At 72.3% G+C, this 18770-nt stretch carries 13 protein-coding genes; 5 read left to right on the forward strand and 8 right to left on the reverse strand.

Annotated elements, in window-relative coordinates:
* Positions 1–235: 235 nt before the first annotated feature.
* On the forward strand, positions 236–772 hold the full coding sequence (locus NIE79_RS32365) for a phospholipase (RefSeq protein WP_238682178.1): 537 nt from the start codon (positions 236–238) through the stop codon (positions 770–772).
* A gap of 201 nt (positions 773–973) precedes the next feature.
* On the opposite strand, the gene NIE79_RS32370 is transcribed toward NIE79_RS32365, so the two are convergent.
* Positions 974–3814 (reverse strand): ATP-binding protein, encoded by a 2841-nt coding sequence (locus tag NIE79_RS32370; RefSeq protein ID WP_238682179.1) that lies wholly within the window; start codon positions 3812–3814, stop codon positions 974–976.
* 152 nt (positions 3815–3966) lie between these two features.
* Positions 3967–4182 carry an FmdB family zinc ribbon protein gene (locus NIE79_RS32375; protein WP_238682180.1) on the reverse strand — a complete coding sequence of 72 codons (216 nt, stop codon included), beginning with the start codon at positions 4180–4182 and terminating at the stop codon, positions 3967–3969.
* A gap of 37 nt (positions 4183–4219) precedes the next feature.
* On the opposite strand from NIE79_RS32375, the gene NIE79_RS32380 reads away from it, so the two are divergent.
* The 3 genes from NIE79_RS32380 to NIE79_RS32390 all read left to right on the forward strand — a co-directional run bounded on the left by NIE79_RS32380 (position 4220) and on the right by NIE79_RS32390 (position 10098).
* Positions 4220–5638 (forward strand): lytic transglycosylase domain-containing protein, encoded by a 1419-nt coding sequence (locus tag NIE79_RS32380; protein WP_274525002.1) that lies wholly within the window; start codon positions 4220–4222, stop codon positions 5636–5638.
* Between the two features lie 72 nt (positions 5639–5710).
* The gene (locus tag NIE79_RS32385) at positions 5711–6727 is read left to right on the forward strand and encodes a GNAT family N-acetyltransferase (RefSeq protein WP_238682187.1); all 1017 of its coding nucleotides are present in this window, start codon (positions 5711–5713) and stop codon (positions 6725–6727) included.
* A gap of 92 nt (positions 6728–6819) precedes the next feature.
* Positions 6820–10098 (forward strand): lamin tail domain-containing protein, encoded by a 3279-nt coding sequence (locus tag NIE79_RS32390; RefSeq protein ID WP_238682181.1) that lies wholly within the window; start codon positions 6820–6822, stop codon positions 10096–10098.
* A gap of 67 nt (positions 10099–10165) precedes the next feature.
* Here NIE79_RS32390 and NIE79_RS32395 read toward each other — a convergent pair whose 3' ends face one another.
* The 6 genes from NIE79_RS32395 to NIE79_RS32420 form a co-directional block, all read right to left on the reverse strand.
* Positions 10166–10741 (reverse strand): helix-turn-helix transcriptional regulator, encoded by a 576-nt coding sequence (locus NIE79_RS32395; protein ID WP_238682182.1) that lies wholly within the window; start codon positions 10739–10741, stop codon positions 10166–10168.
* 372 nt (positions 10742–11113) lie between these two features.
* A complete protein-coding gene (hemB, locus tag NIE79_RS32400) occupies positions 11114–12097 on the reverse strand; it encodes a porphobilinogen synthase (RefSeq protein ID WP_196919917.1) in 984 nt (327 codons plus the stop codon).
* Positions 12098–12117: 20 nt separating this feature from the next.
* A complete protein-coding gene (locus tag NIE79_RS32405; RefSeq protein WP_112584249.1) occupies positions 12118–13698 on the reverse strand; it encodes a bifunctional uroporphyrinogen-III C-methyltransferase/uroporphyrinogen-III synthase in 1581 nt (526 codons plus the stop codon).
* A complete protein-coding gene (gene hemC / locus NIE79_RS32410) occupies positions 13695–14663 on the reverse strand; it encodes a hydroxymethylbilane synthase (protein WP_238682183.1) in 969 nt (322 codons plus the stop codon). Before hemC ends, NIE79_RS32405 begins: the two co-directional genes overlap by 4 nt.
* Entirely contained in the window at positions 14660–16057 is a 1398-nt protein-coding gene (locus NIE79_RS32415) for a glutamyl-tRNA reductase (RefSeq protein ID WP_238682184.1), read from the reverse strand. The genes hemC and NIE79_RS32415 overlap by 4 nt, the downstream gene beginning before the upstream one ends.
* Entirely contained in the window at positions 16054–16824 is a 771-nt protein-coding gene (locus NIE79_RS32420) for a redox-sensing transcriptional repressor Rex (protein ID WP_124819092.1), read from the reverse strand. Before NIE79_RS32420 ends, NIE79_RS32415 begins: the two co-directional genes overlap by 4 nt.
* Before the next feature lie 474 nt (positions 16825–17298).
* On the opposite strand from NIE79_RS32420, the gene NIE79_RS32425 reads away from it, so the two are divergent.
* A complete protein-coding gene (locus NIE79_RS32425; RefSeq protein WP_238682185.1) occupies positions 17299–18603 on the forward strand; it encodes a sensor histidine kinase in 1305 nt (434 codons plus the stop codon).
* The last annotated feature ends 167 nt before the right edge of the window (positions 18604–18770 follow it).

An 18770-nucleotide genomic window follows, 5' to 3' on the forward strand; every position in this document is an offset into this window, starting at 1 on the left:
ACTGCATCTCTTCAGTCTATTGGGTATCTGTCTGTTTTTGTTTAAGGATACGGCGACCACCCAGACCTACACCCTTGCCCGAAACGACCCTCTTCCGATCCGTCTGTTTCAACGTATGTCACCAATAGTTGGCGACACGCATACCGCCTAGTTGATCAGCTGATCGACACTCGTCGACATCCGGTAACCCGCCGGTAACTTCCGTCCCACCCGCTCACCCCCGCGGAGGTAAACCGTGCCCCGACGTCTCGCCACCCTGCTCGCCTCGGGCGCATTAGCGCTGCTCGCCACCCTCACCATCGCCTCCCCCGCCGCCGCCGTCACCCCCGCCCAACGGCTCTCCGTGCTGTCCAGCTGGACCCAGACCAGCGCGTCCAGCTACAACTCGTGGAACAGCGCCCGGGTCAACCGGGCCCCCTGGGCCGAGTACAACTTCAACTGGTCCACCGACTACTGCTCCTCCAGCCCGGACAACCCGCTCGGGTTCACCTTCAACCTGGGCTGCTACCGGCACGACTTCGGCTACCGCAACTACAAGGCGGTCGGCCAGTTCCCCGCCAACAAGTCGCGCCTCGACAGCGCCTTCTACGAGGACCTGAAGCGCGTCTGCACCACGTACAACTCGGTCGTCCGGCCGGCCTGCTACAGCCTGGCCTGGACCTACTACCAGGCGGTCAGCATTTTCGGTTCGGTAGCGGCCGTCCAGCAGGCCGACATCGACCGCGCCGCCCGAATGAAGGCCCAAGCCGAAGCCGAAGCCGCAACCCGCTAAACCCACCCCCACCCCACCCCACCCCACCCCACCCCCACCCCCACCCCCACCCACGCCCACGCCCACGCCCACGCCCACGCCCACGCCCACGCGATCTTGCACTTTCGGTTGCCGGTTTGCCGCTTTGGCACCGTTATCTCACGACAGAAAGTGCAAGATCGCCGGGGCGGGGCGGGGGTGGGAGGGCAGGGGTGGGGTGGGTTAGGCGCGTTCGGTTCTCGTGGCTGGGTGGCGATCGGGGCCGGCGGGACGGCGGGGGGTTGGTTGGGACAGGCCCGTGCTGAAGCGGGTCGAGTCCGCCGCCAGGTCCGGGTGTTCCACGTCGAGTGCCAGCGCCGCGGCCTCGTCCAGCCCCAGCTCGGCACCCTCGCCGTACGCGTCGTCGAAGGCCGCGTCGCCCAGCATCGCGCGCAACTCCGCCTGCCGTTCGGCCCAGTAACCGCCGAAGATGCCGGGGGTGGCACGCATGCTCGCCCGGGTGGCCTGCGCGGCTCCGAACAGGCGGGCGGCGGTCAACCGCTCCCCGCCGATCGCGCAACGCACCGCTACCGCGTTCAAGGTGTCGCACGCCCGGCCGTGGTAGCCGTGGCCCATCCGGGAGCGCAGTGCCACCAGCAGATGCTCGTGTGCGGCGATCACGTCGCCCCGGGCCAGCGCGACCATGCCGAGCAGCATGTCCACCGAACGGCGGCCCCGCTCCACGGGCCGGGCCGCCTCCACCGGACGCACCGCCCCCAGCAGCTCCGCCGCCTCCTCCAGGGCCCCCCGCCGCCAGAGCAGCTCGGCCAGGCTGAACACCGCGAACAGCGCCTCGCCGACCACGTCCTGCCCGTGTGCCCAGTCGATGACCTCCCGGCACACCCGCTCGGCCTCGACGAACTGCCCCATGTCCACCAGGGGCGCGGCCCTGCCGGCCAGCACCCGGGCCAGCAACCCGGCGTCGCCGGCCTGCCGGGCCGCTGCCTCCGCCCGCTGGGAGTAGCGCAGCTCCTCGGCGAACTCGCCGTCGGCGCTGGCATGCAGCGAGTGCATGTGGTACGCCGCCGCCAGCTCCGCCTCCGGGATCCGCTCCCCCGTCTCCGCGATCCGCCCGTACAGCCGGAACAGCCACAGCCGCCCCTCGCGGGCCAGGCCCCGCTCCAGCCACCACTGGTCCAGCCCACCCGCCAGACCGAGACCGGCACGGGCGCTGCCGCCGGTGGCGCACCACCGCAGCGCGGCGCGCAGCTCCCCGGCCAGTGGATCGAGGGCATACAACGACAGCGTCACCGGCCGACCGTCCTGGCCCAGATGGGCCCGGTCCAACGCGTGCGCCGACCAGGCCACGTGCCGGTCCCGAGCGGCCTGCTCCTCGCCGGCCTCGGCCAACCGCCGCGCCGCGTACGCCCGGATGGGGTCGAGCATCCGGTAGGTGCTCCCGGCGGCGCGCGGCTCGGCCAACACCATCGACTTGTCCACCAGGACCGAGAGCGGGTCCAGCGGATCGTCACCCAGCAGCCACTCCACAGTCGCCAGATCCACCGGACCGGCGAAGACCGCCAGCCACCGCAGCAGGCGGGCGGCCCGGGGCCCCAGCGTCCGGTAGGACCAGGTGACGGTGGCCTGCATGGTCAGGTGCCGCTCGGTGGCCGAGCGCTGCACCGCCCGGCTCGCCGGGGTGGGCGGCGACGCCCCGGCCGCCGCGGCGACCAGGTCCACGGTGTCCTGCTGGTTGCCGGACCAGCCCCGTTCCACCGGCGGCGGATCCGGGTCCTCCCGGCCGGCGTCCAGGGTGCCGAGCACATCGTCCAGGCGCTCGGCGAGCTGACCGACGGAGAGCACCCGCAGCCGGGCGGCGGCCAACTCGATGGCGAGCGGCAGGCCGTCCAAGCGCTGCACTACCCGACGCAGGTCGGCGGACTCGGCCGGGTCGGGTTGCCGACCACCGCGTGCCGCCGCCGTGCGGTCCAGCAGCAGCGCCACAGCGTCGCTCTCCGCACCGTCCGCGCGCGGGTCGACCGAGAGCGGCGGAATCCGCCACACCACCTCGCCGGGCAGGCTGAACGACTCGCGACTGGTCGCCAGCACCCGTACGCCGCTCCCGCCGGACAGCAGACGCGCGATCACCTCGGCGCAGGCTGCCGGTTGGGTGTCGCAGGTGTCCAGTACGACAAGCATCCGGCGGCCGGCCGCGTACTCGACGAGGGTGTCCAGCATCGGCCGACCGGGCTCGGGGCGCAGGCCGAGCACGGCGGCGATGGCGAACGCCACCAGCCCCGGGTCGGTCACCGAGGCGATGTCGACGAACCAGACCCCGTCCGGGTATGCCTCGACAACCCCGCTGGCCAACTCCACAGCGAGTCGGGTCTTGCCCGCGCCGCCGGCGCCCAGCACTGTCACCAGGCGGTGCTGTCGCACCAGCAGGCCAAGCTCGATGCGCTCGGCCTGCCGGCCGACGAACGAGGTCACCTGGGTGGGCAGATTGTGCGCCACCGCGTCGGCGGTGCGGGGCCGGGGGAACTGCCGCTCCAGACCCGGCGCGACCAGTTGAAAGAGCCGTTCCCGGTCGTCGAAGCCGCGCAGCCGGTGCAGGCCCAGGTCGAGCAGGGTCGCGCCCGGCGGCATCGGCTCGGCCCGGCGGGCGGTGGACGCTGTGCAGAGCACCTGCCCGCCGTGCGCGGCGGCGGCCACCCGGGCGGCCCGGTGCACCTCTGGGCTGGCGTACTCGCCGTCGCGTGGCTCGGCGTAGCCGGTGTGCAGGCCCATCCGCACCCGGGGCGCGGCCTCGGCGGTGGGCCAGTCGTGGCTGGACAGTGCCCGCTGGGCGGTCAGGCACGCGGTCATCGCCGCTGCCGCTTCCTCGAAGGCCAGGAAGAACGAGTCGCCCTCGGTCAACAACTCCGCGCCACCCGTGCTGGCCAGCGTGCAGCGCAGCAGCCGTCGATGCTCGGCGAGCACCGGCCGGTAGTCAGGGCCGAGTAGCTGAGCCAGCCGGGTCGAGCCCTCAATATCGGTGAATACGAAGGTCACCCAACCGCTCGGGAGCTGGATCCGTGGCGACATGCGAGGAACCTCCGCCCGTGACGTCGGGTTCATGCTGCCTGAGTCCGGACAATCACGCATCGTGAGAACGGCCGGGCAAGTGCCGCCTCAACGTGCCACTCGGACCCGCTCCCGGCAAGGCCAGCCCACCAGGCGGCGGCGAATTGGCCCGATCAGCAGCCGCAGGCGCCGCCGCAGCAGCCACCAGCTGCCGGTGCCGGGGCACCACCGGCAGCACCACTGCGGCCGGTGACCGCGACCGCGGAAAGAAGCTTGACCGTGTCGGCGTGTCCCTGTGGGCAGCTGGCCGGCTCACCGGCCGCCGCCATCGATCGGTTGACCTCGAAGGTGTCGCCGCAGGCGCGGCAGCGGAACTCGTACCTGGGCATGCCACCCAGGGTACGTGGATCTGACGGTTGGCGGAGCATGGGTGATACTCGACAGGTGGTGGACGGCGAGGACGACACGCGTGTGCAACCGTTACGACCGGCCGCGCCGTTGGACGGGCCGCTGGAAGGCTCGGGGGCCGCGCCCGACCCGGCGCGCAGGGTGCCCCGCCCCCGCCGCCCCTGGCTGAGTGGGCGTTCCGCGGGTACGCCGAGCACGCCACCAGCCACCGCGCCGGCTCCGCCAGCGCCCGAGCCCACCGCAGCCGATCCCGTCGGGTCCGAACCGGACGCGAGCGCCACCGGCACGAAGGTCCCGGCCGAATCCGCCCCGACCGCCGGCCCAGCGACCACCCCTCAGACCGAGGCACCCAAGGCCGAGGCACCCAAGGCCGAGGACGCGAAGGCAGCCGGCGCGTCGAGCGCCGACACGCCAGCCGACGATGCGAAGACCGGTGCCGCGGATCCGGCGAAGACCACTGTGGATGAGATCCCGGTCGTGCCGGCGTCCGACCCGGCCCGTCGGCGGCGGGTGCAGTTCACGCACGCCGTACGGCTGCCGCCCCGCCGGGCAGCGGCCGCAGCGGCCCGGGCGACCCGGGCGTGGGCGCGCCGGCCGAGCGGCCGACTGACACTGCCCGGCGTCTTCCTGCTGGCGCTGGTGGCGGCGACCGCCGCGGCGGGAGCGCTGCTCGTACCGGCCGCGATCCGGGCACCGCGCCCGGTCGCCGTCGACGCCTCGGCCGCGCCGAGCGGGGTCGCACCGCCGGGGGCGCCGTCCGGCCTGCCCACCGGCCCGCTGCCCACCGGGCCGCTGCCGACCCTCCCGCTGCCCAGCGGCGGGTTGCCCGGCAACGGGCTGCCGACCGGGTCGGTGATCGGTGGCCGACCGTCGGACGCCCTGGCCGGCTGGGCGCAGCAGGTCGGTGCCAAGGTCGGCGTCCCGGCGGTCGCCATGCAGGCGTACGGCTACGCCGAGCTGGTGCTCGCCCAGACCAACCGCAGCTGCGCGCTCAGCTGGACCACGTTGGCAGCGATCGGTCAGGTCGAATCGGGGCACGGCTCGGCCAACGGCGCGCGGTTGGGACAGGACGGCAAGGCGATACCGAAGATCATCGGGCTGCCGTTGGACGGCAACGGCGGCCGGATGCGGATCATCGACACCGACCGTGGGGCGCTCGACGGGGACGCGACCCTCGACCGGGCGATCGGGCCGATGCAGTTCATCCCGACCACCTGGCAGGAGATCGGCGCGGACGCCGACAACGACGGGATCAAGGACCCGCACGACCTGGACGACGCCGCGCTGGCAGCGGGAAATTACCTCTGCAAGGGTGGTCGAAACCTGAGCATCGCCGGCGACTGGTGGAACGCGATCCTCTCCTACAACGATGTACGGCGGTACGCCCAGGACGTCTACGACACCGCGAACCGGTACGGACGGGCCAGTCGGTTGTGAAGTGATCGTCTCGATACGTTGGAGAACTGGACACTTCCCCCGGGCCTCTGTTAGCGGCAAGCTAGACGGGTGATGGTGCGCGAGTGGGACCCCAGGACCGCGTCGTCCGCCGAGATCGCGTCGCTGTTGGCCACGCTGAACGCGGTTCTGGCGGCCGATCTGCCGCAGGATCCGCCCTGGCGGGAGGCTTCGCTACGGGAATACCTCGCCGAGGTGATGCCCGGCGAGCGGCGGATCTCCTGGATCGCCCAGGCCGAGCCGACCGACCCGGGAGACCCGGGCGCGGTGCTCGGCCAGGTGCACGTCCTCCTTCTGGGTGACATCGGCGTGCTCGAGGTGCTCGTGCACCCGTCCGCGCGGCGCACCGGCCTCGGCCGTGACCTGGTGTTGCGTGCCGCGCGCCGGGTCTACCAGGAGGGCTTCCGGTCGATCGGGGTCGAGGTCGTCGGCGACACGCCGGCGGTCGGGTTCTACGAGTCGCTCGGCTTCACCAGGGAGTACGTGGAGACGCGCAGCGTGCTCGACCTGACCGCCGTGGACTGGGCCGAGTTGGCCGAGATGGCCACCGGCATCGGGGCGGGCTACCAGCTGGAGTTCTTCCCGGGCGGGCCACCGGACGACCTGATCGAGGCGTACGCGCGGGCCAAGGCCGAGGTGCGTGACGTCGACGACGGTGAGTTGCGCCCCAGCTCCTACGACCCGGAGCGGCTGCGCGACAGCCTCGACACGCTGCACCGAAGGGGCATGAAGCCGTACATCGTGCTCGCCCGCCACGAGCAGAGCGGCGAGGTGGCCGGCCTGACCGAGGTGGTGGTGCCGGCGCAGCACCCGACCCGCGCCGACCAGTACGACACGATCGTCGCGCAGGATCACCGGGGTTATGGCATCGATCGGGCGATCAAGGCCCGGATGCTGTTGGAGCTGCGCTCCGCCGAGCCGGAGCTGATCGAGGTGCAGACCTGGAACGCGCAGGCCAACGAGGCGATGTTGAAGGTCAACGCGGAGTTGGGCTACCGCCCCGACCGGGACTGGTGCGAATACAGCGTCGACGTCGCTGAGCTGGTGCACCGCCTCGACCCGCCGCGCTGAGGAATTCACGAAACTGTCCATTAGGGGATGGACGGTGGACAGTCGCGCACCTTAACGTGCGTTGACCCCCGTCCACCCATCGTGGAGGCCCTATGCGCCCGCGCCGCTCAATCGCCGCGCTCGCGACCGCCACCGCCGCCGTGACCCTCACGGCGCTCGGCGTCGCACCCACCGCGGCCAGCGCCGCGCCCACCGACCTGTTCATCTCGGAGTACGTCGAGGGTTCGTCGAACAACAAGGCGATCGAGCTGTTCAACGGCACGGGCGCCGCAGTCGACCTGGCGGCCGGTGGCTACCAGTTGCAGCTCTCCTTCAATGGCGCCACCACGGCCACCACGATCGCCCTGACCGGCAGCGTGGCGGCCGGCGACGCGTTCGTGTTCGCCAGCGCCTCGGCCGGGGCCGCCATCCTCGCCCAGGCCGACCAGACCACCGGGGCGAGTCTCTTCAACGGTGACGACGCGATAGCGCTGCGCCGGGGCACCACAGTGCTCGACTCGATCGGCCAGGTGGGTGTCGACCCGGGCACCGAGTGGGGCGCCGGCGTCACCAGCACCGCTGACAACACACTGCGCAGGTTGCCGAACGTGACGTCCGGTGACACCGACCCGTCGGACGCCTTCGACCCCGCCGCACAGTGGGCCGGTCTTCCGGTCGACACGTTCGACGGGCTGGGCGCGCACACCGTGGACGGTGGCGGCCCGGTCGACGTACCGGCCACGCTGACCTGTGGTGGGCCGCTGGTCACCGCCGCCGGCACGGCTGCGAGCCGCGAGGTGACCGCCGCCGACCCCGACGACACGGTCGTCGACCTGGCGGTGACCGCGATCAGCCCGAGCCCGGCCGCCGGCTCGATCACCCGTACCGCGTTCACCCCCGCCGACGGGGTGGGCGGCACCGCCCGCGCCACTGTCGGCGTGAGCGCCGACCTCGCCGCCGGGGCGTACACAGTCACCCTCACCGCGACCGACGCGGGCGGTGGCACCGCGAGCTGCGCGCTTGTCGTGCAGGTGACCCGGGAGCTGACCGTCGGCGAGGTGCAGGGTCCGACGACCGACGCCGAGTCCGGTCCGAGCGACCGGTCACCGCTCGCACCGGCGAGCGGCAACGGCACGAGCAGCACGCTGTACGACGTACGTGGCGTGATCACCCAGTTGACCCTGGCCCGCACCTCGGCCGGTGCGGAGCAGCACGGGTTCTTCCTGCAGAGCCGCGTTGGTGACACCGACGGCGACCCGACCAGCTCCGACGGCATCTTCGTGTTCATGGGCACGTTCACGTCGCTGATCGGCGGTTACGTGCCGACGGTCGGCGACGAGGTAGTTCTGCGGGCCCGGGTGTCGGAGTACTACAACTTCACCCAGCTCTCCGGCGCGTCGCTGATCCGCCGGATCGGGGGCGGCCTGGCCGTGGACGCCGCGGTCGCGGTGACCGACGCGGTGCCGCCGGCCGTGCTGACCGACGCGCAGCGCTTCTGGGAGCGGCACGAGGGCTCCCGGATGCGGGTTCGCGCGGGCAGCGGCGCGGTGAGCGGCCGGGACGTCTTCTCCTCCACGGCCGACGCCGAGCTGTGGGTGGTCGACCGCGACGACCCGCTGCTGGACCGCGCGGACGCGTACTCCCGGCGGGTCTTCCGTGATTCGCACCCGCTGGACAACGACCCGACCCGCCGCTTCGACGACGGCAACGGCCAGCGGACGCTGCTCGGCAGCATGGGCGTGAAGGCCACCGCCGGGGACAGCGCCGCGCTGCTCCCGCCGGCACACACCTTCGACACGCTGCGGGCGGACGCGGTGGGCGGGGTCTACTACTCGTTCGAGAAGTACGGCGTCCAGGTCGAGCGGGCGGAGTTCGCCGCCGGGGCCGACCCGTCGAAGAACAACCCGCCCAAGCCGGCCGACCGGTCGCAGGAGGTGGCCGTGGCCACCTACAACGTGGAGAACCTGTACGACTACCGCGACGACCCGTTCGACGGCTGTGACTTCGCCGGTAACGCCGGCTGCGCGGGCGTCGACCCGCCGTTCGACTACGTCCCTGGCAGCGAGGCGGAATACCGCGAGCAACTGGCAGCGCTCGCCGACCAGATCGTCAAGGACCTGCACGCGCCGGACCTGATCCTGGTGCAGGAGGCCGAGGACCAGGACATCTGCACGGTCTCCGGGGCGGCGCTGAGCTGCGGCGACACCAACAACGCCGACGGCGCTCCGGACAGCATCCAGGAGTTGGCGCTCGCTGTGGCAGCGGCCGGCGGGCCCGCGTACACCGCCGCCTATGACCGGACCGGCGCGGACGCCCGCGGTATCACCGCGGCCTTCCTGTACCGCACGGACCGGTTGTCGCTGGCTGCCGCGACGGCGAACGACCCGCTGCTGGGCTCGGCGCCGACCGTTCAGTACCGGGCTGCGGGGCTGCCGGCAAACACCGACGTGCAGAACCCGAAGGCACTCAACGCGCTGCTGCCGGCGGATGTCGACACCTCGACCGGTCGGGACGGGAGCAACGTCTTCACCCGTGCTCCGCAGCTGGGCAGGTTCAGCGTGGCCGCGGCACCCGGCTCGACCGAGCGGTTCACCCTGTACGCGCTCAGCAACCACTACTCATCCGGCCCGGACAGCCGGGTGGGGCAGCGGCGGGAGCAGGCGCGTTACGGCGCGGCGATCGTCACAGCGATCGAGGCGGCCGACCAGACCGCACGGGTGGTCTACGGCGGGGACCTGAACGTCTTCCCCCGCCCGGACGATCCCATCGCCACCGGCGACCAGCCCACGCCGTCGGACCAGCTCGCCCCGCTCTACGAGGCGGGCCTGCACAACCTGTGGGACAACCTGGTGGCGGACGTGCCGGCCTCGGCCTACTCGTACAGCTTCGAGGGGCAGGCGCAGACTCTCGACCACCTGTTCGTCAACGACGCGCTCTACGGCGACCTGGTGCAGGTGCGGGCGGCGCACATCAACGCCGACTGGCCGGCGGAGTTCGCCGGTGACGGGTCGCGGGGTTCCAGTGACCACGACCCGCAGGTGGCCCGGTTCCGTTCCCGGGCGTCGTTGACAGTGGCCGACACGGCGGTGGCCGAGGGCAACCAGGGCACCCGGCAGCTCACCTTCACCGCCACCGTGTCTCGGCCCCTGTCCCAGTCGGTGCTGCTCTGTGCCGCGACCGTCGGCCTCACGGCGCAGGCGGGCTCGGACTTCGACCCGTACGCCGGCTGCAAGGTGTTGGCCGCCGGGCAGACGTCGGTGGCGTTCCCGGTGTCGGTGCGCGGTGACCGCAAGCGGGAGGCGGACGAGAAGTTGACGCTGCTGGTGGCCGGCGTGCCCGGCCTGCGGCTGGCCGATCCACTGGCGACCGGAACGATCACCAACGACGACTGAGATTCGATGTGGTCGACGACGGCCCGCCGAACCGCACCCGGGGCGGCGGGCCGTCGTCCATTCGGCCTCAGTGGTACCGCCAGAGCTGTGGCGGCGGCGGATCGCCGCGGTGCCTGGCTACCCGCACCTCCCATTGGCTGCGCCGGCGCATCGCGTCCCGGACCTCCCGATTGCGGTAGAACGTCTCGGGCGGGCGGGCCAGCCCGTAGATGTCCGCCCACCACTCCCCCGGCTCGGGGTCGAGGATGGTGTCCAGGTGCGACGGGTAGCGGCGCCCCGCACCGTCGCGCGTGTCTTCCCAGTCCCGCATCGGCCTGAGCACCCGACCGACCTCGTCGACGACGGCCAGCCGACATCCGACGACCCCGACTATCCGGCGGAGCAAATCAATGCTCGGGACAGTCCGACCGGCCTCGATGCGTCCAATGGTGGCGTGGTGCACCCCCGCCCACCGGGCCAGCTCACGTTGGCTCAGGTCGGCGTGACGACGGACCGCCCGGACGATGCCAACGACCGGCCATGGAATGTCGGAGGGCTCGCTGAGTATGACTTTCCGCTGCGCGATGCTGGGGCTCGAACCGTCGGGGATCCAGCTGTCGGCGGTGGATGCTCCTGCATCCGGGAGTATCGGTGACTCGTCCATGCCGCCACGGTCCCGGCTCGCTGCGTTCCTCGCAGTCCCGTGTGGCGGGCCTGTGGACAACGGAAGGACCTGTGGACAACCGGACGTCCGTCACCGCAGGAAGGCGGCTCGTGGCTCCGGACCGCCAGCGAAACCGTGGGCGTCGAGCAGCACGTCCTCACCGCAGAGGAGCAGGGAGCAACCTGCTGACCCTCAGCCTTTGCTCTGCACCCCAATAGGCACCGGTCGCGGTCCGTAGCCGTCGCATCCGCGGGTGCAGAGCAAAGGCAGGCAGGGGGGCGTCGAGGGCCAGGGATCCGCGCGGTGAACTCGTCGAGGCCACGGACCCGCGAGGCGAGACGGGTCGAGCCCAGCCGTCAAGGCCCCGTCCGATCAGTAGCGCTGACGGAGCAGGCCGGCGGCCTCGACGGCCCAGTAGGTGAGGATGACCTGCGCGCCGGCCCGCTTGATCGAGGTGAGCGTCTCCAGCATCACCCGCTCGCGGTCGATCCAGCCGTTAGCGGCGGCCGCCTCGACCATCGCGTACTCGCCGGAGACCTGGTAGGCGGCGACCGGGACGTCCACAGCGGCCCGCACCGCCGACACCACGTCGAGGTACGGCAGCGCCGGCTTGACCATCACCAGGTCGGCGCCCTCGGCGACGTCCAGTGCCACCTCACGCAGCGACTCACGCAGATTCGCCGGGTCCTGCTGGTAGGTGCGCCGGTCGCCCTCCAGCGCCGACTCCACAGCCTCCCGGAACGGGCCGTAGAAGGCGGAGGCGTACTTCACGGCGTACGCCAGCACGGAGACGTCCTGGTAGCCGGCGGCGTCGAGCGCCCGGCGTACCACGCCGACCTGGCCGTCCATCATCCCGGACGGCCCGACCATACCGACCCCGGCGGCGGCCTGGGCCACCGCCATCTCGGCGTACGCGGCCAGGGTCGAGTCGTTGTCGACCTCACCGTCGGGGGTGAGCAGCCCGCAGTGCCCGTGCGAGGTGAACTCGTCGAGGCACAGGTCGCTCATCACCACTGTGGCGTCGCCCACCTCGGCCACCACGTCGCGGATGGCGACGTTGAGGATGCCGTTCGGGTCGATGCCGCCGGAGCCGGTCGGGTCCCGCTGTTCCGGCACACCGAAGAGCATGATCCCGCCGACACCGGCCTGGACAGCCTCGACCGCGGCCTTTCGCAGCGAGTCCCGGGAGTGCTGGAGCACCCCCGGGAGCGACCCGATGGCTCGGGGCTCGGTCAGCCCCTCCTTGACGAACATCGGCACGACCAGCTCGGCCGGGTCGACCCGGGTCTCGGACACCAGCCGGCGGACCGCCGGGTTGCGGCGCAGCCGGCGGGGCCGGATCTCGGGGTACGACATGGCAGAGCCTCCTCGAACGACTACCGGAAGCGCAGGGCGGTGGGGCCCTGCACCTTCGAGCCACGGCGCTGCTTGGCCGGCATGGCGGCCAGCTTCTCCCGCAGCTCGACGGCGTAGGCGGCGAGCGCCTCCACCAGGTCGGGCACCGAGGCGTGCGGCGGCTGGACGTCGACCCGCAGGCCGAACTCCGTCGCGGTCTCCGCCGTCTTGGGCCCAATGACGGCAACAACTGTCCGGGCGTGCGGCTTCCCGGCGATGCCGACCAGGTTGCGCACGGTGGAGGACGAGGTGAAGAGCACCGCGTCGAACCCGCCTGACTTGATGGCGTCGCGGATCTCGGCGGGCGGCGGCGCAGCCCGCACCGTCCGGTACGCGGTCACATCGTCGACCTCCCAGCCGCGCTCGGTGAGCCCGGCGGCGAGCGTCTCGGTGGCGATGTCGGCGCGCGGCAGCAGCACCCGGCCCACCGGGTCGAGGATCTCGTCGTGCGGCGAGAACTCGGCCAGCAGACCCTCCGAGGACTGCTCCCCGGCGGGGATCAGCTCCGGCTGGATGCCGAACGCGCGGACCGCGTCCGCCGTGGCCTCACCGATGCAGGCGATCTTGACGCCGCCGAAGTGTCGGGCGTCGAGGCCGTGCTCGGCGAACTTCTCCCAGACCGCGCGGACCGCGTTCACCGACGTGAAGATCACCCAGGCGTACCGGCCGTCGACCAGGCCCTTGACCGCCCGCTCCATCTGCGCCGGGGTGCGCGGCGGCTCGACCGCGATGGTCGGCACCTCGCACGGGATCGCCCCGTAGGCGCGCAGCCGGGCGCTCATCGCGCCGGCCTGCTCCTTGGTCCGGGGTACGAGCACCTTCCAGCCGTACAGCGGGCGGTTCTCCCACCAGCTCAGCTTGTCGCGCTGCCCCACGCCGACACCGACGGTGAGCACCACCCGGCCGGTGAAGCCGAGCGCGGCGGCCACGAAGCTGTCCACTGTCGACGTGGTCGTGTACTGGGTCTCGCCGGTGCCGTCGCCGGTCACCCCGACGCCGGTGGTGCCGTCGACCCCGGCGGCGAGCAGCCCGTCCCGGACGGCGGCGAGGTCACCAGCGTCCACGGCGAGCGCGAGCGAACCCCGGCCGACGGCCGTGGCCAGCGCCTCGAAGTCCAGTGCGCTGACGTCCTCGACGTCTGCTGCCGTACGCACACCCGGCAGCGGGACCCCGGCGTAGGTGGCCACTCCCTCGGCCTGGCCGACGCCGGGCACCACCTCGAAGTGGGCGGCGGTGCGGGCCACCGCCTGCACCTCCTTGACCACCGAGTCGTGCCCGAACGGGTCGCCGGCGACCAGGTGCACCGCGTTCAGCCCGGAGCGGGCCGCGGAGATCAGCACCTTCGCCACGTCCCCCGGCGCGCCCTCGGCCGGGGTGAACTCGGCATCGTCCCTGGCCTCGGCGCGAACGACGGTGAGCAACGACTCCGGGACTCCCCGGTCGTAGATCACCTGGTCGGCGTCGACCAGGGCGTCGTGGGCCCGACGGGTCAGCAGGCCCGGGTCACCGGGGCCAGCCCCGACGAACGCGATACGGCCGACGGGCTTACGGGTGCGGGTCATTCTGTGCTCCCAAATTGCTGGGTCCCCGGGCCGGTGTGTCCTTCGTGGCCGAGGATCGAGTCGGCGCCGAGGTCGAGGAGTTCGGCGGCGAGTGCCTTACCGATCTCCGCCGCGTCGGCGGGCGTTCCGGTGCGGGACAGCCGGAGGTCACGAGTGCCGTCCGGGCTGATCACCGCCCCGCGCAGGTAGATCTCATCGCCGGTCTCGCCTTCGGCGAGTTCGGCATAGGCGGCGACGGGTGCGCTGCACCCGGCCTCCAGAGTTGCCAGAAACGCACGTTCCGCGGTGACCGCGGCACGTGACGGTGCGTGGTCGAGCACGGCGAGCAGCTCGACCAGGTCCTGGTCGTCGACCCGGCACTCCACTGCCAACGCGCCCTGAGCGGGAGCGGGCAGCATGAGCATCGGGTCCAGCGACTCGGTGATCACGTCGAGCCGGCCGAGTCGGGCCAGACCGGCCCGGGCCAGCACGACGGCGTCGAGGTCGGCCTCGGGGCCGAGCACCCGACCCAGGCGGGTGTCGACGTTGCCGCGGATCGGGGTGACCTCCAGTTGCAGGCCGAGGGCGTGCAACTGGGCGATCCGACGCAGCGCGCCGGTGCCCACGGTGGCCCCGGGCGGCAGCTCGGCGAGCGTCCGGCCTTCGCGGGCCACCAACGCGTCGCGCGGGTCCTGCCGGGCCGGCACCGCCGCGATGTGCAGCCCACCGGCGGCAGCCGTGGGCAGATCCTTGTACGAGTGCACCGCGAAGTCGATAGTGCCGGCGGTCAGCGCGTCGCGCAGGGCGGAGACGAACACCCCGACGCCCAACCGGTGCACCGGCGCGCTGGAACGGTCGCCCGCGGTGACCACCTCGACCAGCTCGACGGGGCGGCCGGTGGCGGCGGTCACCGCCTCGGCGACCTGGCCGGACTGGGCCATCGCCAGGGCGCTGCCCCGGGTGCCGAGGCGCAGGGGGGCGGTCATCGCGCACCTCCGGTGGGTGGGGTCGGCTCGGCGGCATCGGCGCCGGACACCGGGTCGGTGCCGGGGAGCGCCATGCCGAAGTCGGGGGTCAGCACGTCCGGGACGGTGTCCACCGGCGAGGTCTGCGGCACCTCGAGGTCGAACAGCTCGCGCAGCAGCGCCGCGTACTGGTCGCCGCCGGGCTCCGCTGCCAACTGGCGGACCTTGACTGTGGGCTGGTGCAGCAGCCGCTGCACGACCCGGTGCACAGTGCGGGCCACCTCGGCCCGCAGGTCGTCGCCGAGGTCGGGGCGACGCTGGGCCAGTCGGCGCAGCTCGGCGGTGACCACGTCGTCGGCCCGGCCGCGCAGCGCGGCCACTGTGGGTGCCACGTCGGCGCCGCGCAGCCAGGTGAGGAAGCCCTCCACCTCGCCGAGCACGATGCGTTCGACGGCGGCGGCGTCGGCAGCCGCCGGACCGTCGGCGAGCAGCGCCGCCATCCGGTCGATGTCGATCACCTCGACGCCGGGCAGCTCGGCGACGCCCTCTTCGACGTCGCGCGGGACGGCCAGGTCGAGCAGGACCAGTGGGCCCCGGGCCGGGTCGCGTTCGGCCAGCGCCGTGGTGACCACCGACCGGGTGAGGACCGGTTCGGTGGACGCGGTGGCGGCCACTACGATGTCCACTGTGGAGAGGGTGTCGGCCAGCTCGGTCATCGGCGCGGCACTCGCCCCGTACGACTCGGCGAGCCGGACGGCCCGGTCGGCACCCCGGTTGCTGACGGTGAGCGGCCCGGCGCCCAGCCGGGACAGCGTGGCCACCCCGAGCGAACCCATCGCACCGGCGCCGACCACCAGGGCCGGGTGGCCGACGAGGTCGCCGTCGAGGTGCCCGGCGGCCAGCTCCAGGGCGGCGGTGACGACACTCTGGCCGGCCCTGTCGATGCCGGTCTCGGCGTGGGCCCGCTTGCCGACCCGCAGCGCCTGCTGCATCAGCTCGTGCAGCAGCCGGCCGGCCGAGTCGGCGCCGGTGGCCCAGTGGTACGCGTCTCGCAGCTGGCCGAGGATCTGCGCCTCGCCCACCACCATCGAGTCCAGACCGGTGGCGACCCGGAAGACGTGGTCCACGGCCGCGGTGTCGTAGTGCACGTACAGGTGGCTGGCGAGCGCTGTCGGCGAGCTGCCGGCCTGCTCGGCCAGCACGGCGCAGACGTCGCCGAGCCCGCCGTGGAAACCGGACACGGCGGCGTAGACCTCCACCCGGTTGCAGGTGGAGACGATCACCGCCTCGGCCACGTACGGCTGGGCGACCAGGCGGTCCAGTGTGCGGGTCAGGTCGGCGGGGGGCACGGCCAGCTGCTCCAGCGTGGCGACCGGGGCGGTCCGGTAGGACGCGCCGACGACGAGCAGTTTCACGTGCCTATCGCCTCCTGGGTGTCGGTGGCCGCGAACCCGCCCGGCAGGGCGGTGAGAGCGGACCCGCCGGTGGCGGGCAGCGCGGTCAGCGACGCCTTGCGGTGCTCGTGGAAGGACAGAATCTGCAGCTCGATGGCGAGGTCGACCTTGCGCACGTCGACCCCCTCCGGAACCGAGAGTACGCACGGCGCGAAGTTGAGGATGCTCGTCACGCCGACGGCGACCAGTTGGTCGGCGACCTGCTGGGCGGCGGCGGCCGGGGTGGCGATCACGCCGATCGCGAGGGATTCCTCCGCGGCGACCGTCGGCAGGTCGTCAACATGCCGGACTACCAGGCCGTTGATCTCCTCACCGACCCGGGACGGATCGGCGTCGAGCAGTGCGGCGATCCGGAAGCCCCGGCTGGCGAAGCCGTCGTAGCCGGCCAGAGCGTGACCGAGATTACCCACGCCGACCAGGGCGACCGCCCGGCGTTGAGTGAGCCCGAGCACATACTCGATCTGCTCGATCAGCAGCGCGACGTCGTAGCCGACGCCCCGGGTGCCGTACGAGCCGAGGTGGGAGAGGTCCTTGCGGAGCTTGGCGGAGTTGACCCCGGCGGCGGCGGAGAGGCCCTCGCTGGAGACCGTCTCGTGCCCGGCGTCGGCGAGGTTGTGCAGCGCGCGCAGGTACTCCGGGAGCCGAGCGACGGTCGCCTCGGGCAGATCCGGGAGCGCCGGTACGGCACCGGCGCGGCCGGGCGCGCCTGGGTGACGGTGCTGACTCATGAGACTCCGTGCGGTGCGATCCTCGGCCAACTCCGCTGGTGGGCCGTTTGTGGACTCCCGCTGGCGACCGAGGTTGCCGGCTGTGCTAGCAGGGCGCGTCGGAGTCACAGCGTAGGCGCTTGTGAAGACGTGCACAAATCGCGATCTTGTCGCTGCGTGGCGCGACCTCACCAGCCCCTCCATTCCACAAGATCGATTGAACGCCCAGGTCCACCCGCGGCCCCGGGCGATTATTACTCAATCCCGACTTCTCTGACCAATCCCGCGCCAGCCCGGCGCACCCCCGCCGCCGAGCCCCGCGATCTTGCACTTGCTGTCCCCGCTTTCCGCCCGTAACCGGGCAAATCCCCAACAGCAAGTGCAAGATCGACGCGGTCGGGGCCGGCGGCGGGGCGGCGGGGTAGGGGCAGCACTACGGAGGAGAGGCGGGGTTTCGGGATGGGGACGCCGAGCCCAAATGCCTAGCCTTTGAGCATGACCGCCGTTGCCGCCACCAGCGACCGACCGACGCTGGCACCGAGCATCCCCCGCCAGCTCTTCGTCGATTCCGGGTACGTGCTGCTCGGCCTGCCCCTGGGGCTGGCCAGTTTCGTCGTCCTCATCGTCGGCCTCGCGGTCGGCATCGGCCTGGTGGTCACGGTGATCGGCCTGCCGATCCTCAGCGGCACCCTGTACACCGCCCGTGGGCTGGCCGACGTCGAGCGACTGCGGCTGCCCGCGGTGCTCCACCAGCCCCGGATCCGGCCGCACTACCGGCTGCCCGAGGCGGGCGCGAACGCCTGGCGGCGAATCTTCGTGCCGATGCGGGACGCCCAGTCCTGGCTCGACCTGGCGCACGGCATCCTGCGGCTGATCGCGGCGGCGGGCACCTTCGTGGTGACGCTGTCCTGGTGGGCCGCGGCGATCGCCGGGTCGCTCTACTGGGCCTACGACTGGGCGCTGCCCCGGGCCGACGGCGAGGGTGACCAGGACCTGGCGCAACTGCTCGGCCTGGGCGACTCGACCACTGCCCGGATCGGCTTGTACACAGCACTCGGGGTGTTCTTCCTGATCACACTGCCGATCGTGGTGCGGGGCTGCGCGCTGCTCCAGGCCAGCTTCGCGAAGGCGATGCTGACCGGGGTGGCCGAGATGCGCGACCGGATCACAGTGCTGGAGGAGCAGAAGCGGGCTGCCGTGTCCGCCGAGGCCTCCGCGCTGCGCCGGTTGGAACGTGACATCCACGACGGCCCCCAGCAGCGCCTGGTCAGGTTGGCGATGGACCTCAGCCGGGCCCGGATGCAGCTCGCCTCGGACCCGGAGGCGGCCGGCCGCACCATCGACGAGGCGGTCGCCCAGACCCGGGACACGCTGGCCGAGCTGCGGGCGTTGTCCCGGGGCATCGCACCGCCGGTCCTGGTCGACAGGGGCCTGCCCAGCGCCCTGGCGGCGATCGCCGGCCGCGGGCTGATCCCGATCGAGCTCCAGGTGGACCCGCAGCTCGGCACCCCGGCCGGGCGGCTCGACCCGGCGGTGGAGAACACCGCGTACTTCGTGGTGTCCGAGGCGCTGACAAACGTCGCCAAGCACAGCCGGGCCACCGAGGCCACCGTGGCCGTGGCCCGGCAGGGCACCCACCTCCAGGTGCTGGTGGGCGACGACGGGCAGGGCGGCGCACACCTGGCGAAGGGGCACGGGCTGGCCGGCATCGCCGACCGGGTCCGGGCCGCCGGTGGCGAACTGGTGGTGGTCAGCCCGACCGGCGGCCCCACCGAGATCCGCGCCGAGCTTCCCCTGTGAGCGCGAGGAGTGAGCCGGGTTTCCTAGAGATCGGAAGAGCGCCGGGCAGGTGAAGCGTGTAGATCTCGTTGGCCGCCGCAATATTACAAAAGAAATAAGACGTTATAAGGTTTCACTATCGTCGCCCCAGCCTCGTTCCTGTAGATGCGAGTTGAGATTCCGTGGCC

Source organism: Micromonospora trifolii, from assembly GCF_022229005.1.
GTDB lineage: Bacteria > Actinomycetota > Actinomycetes > Mycobacteriales > Micromonosporaceae > Micromonospora > Micromonospora trifolii.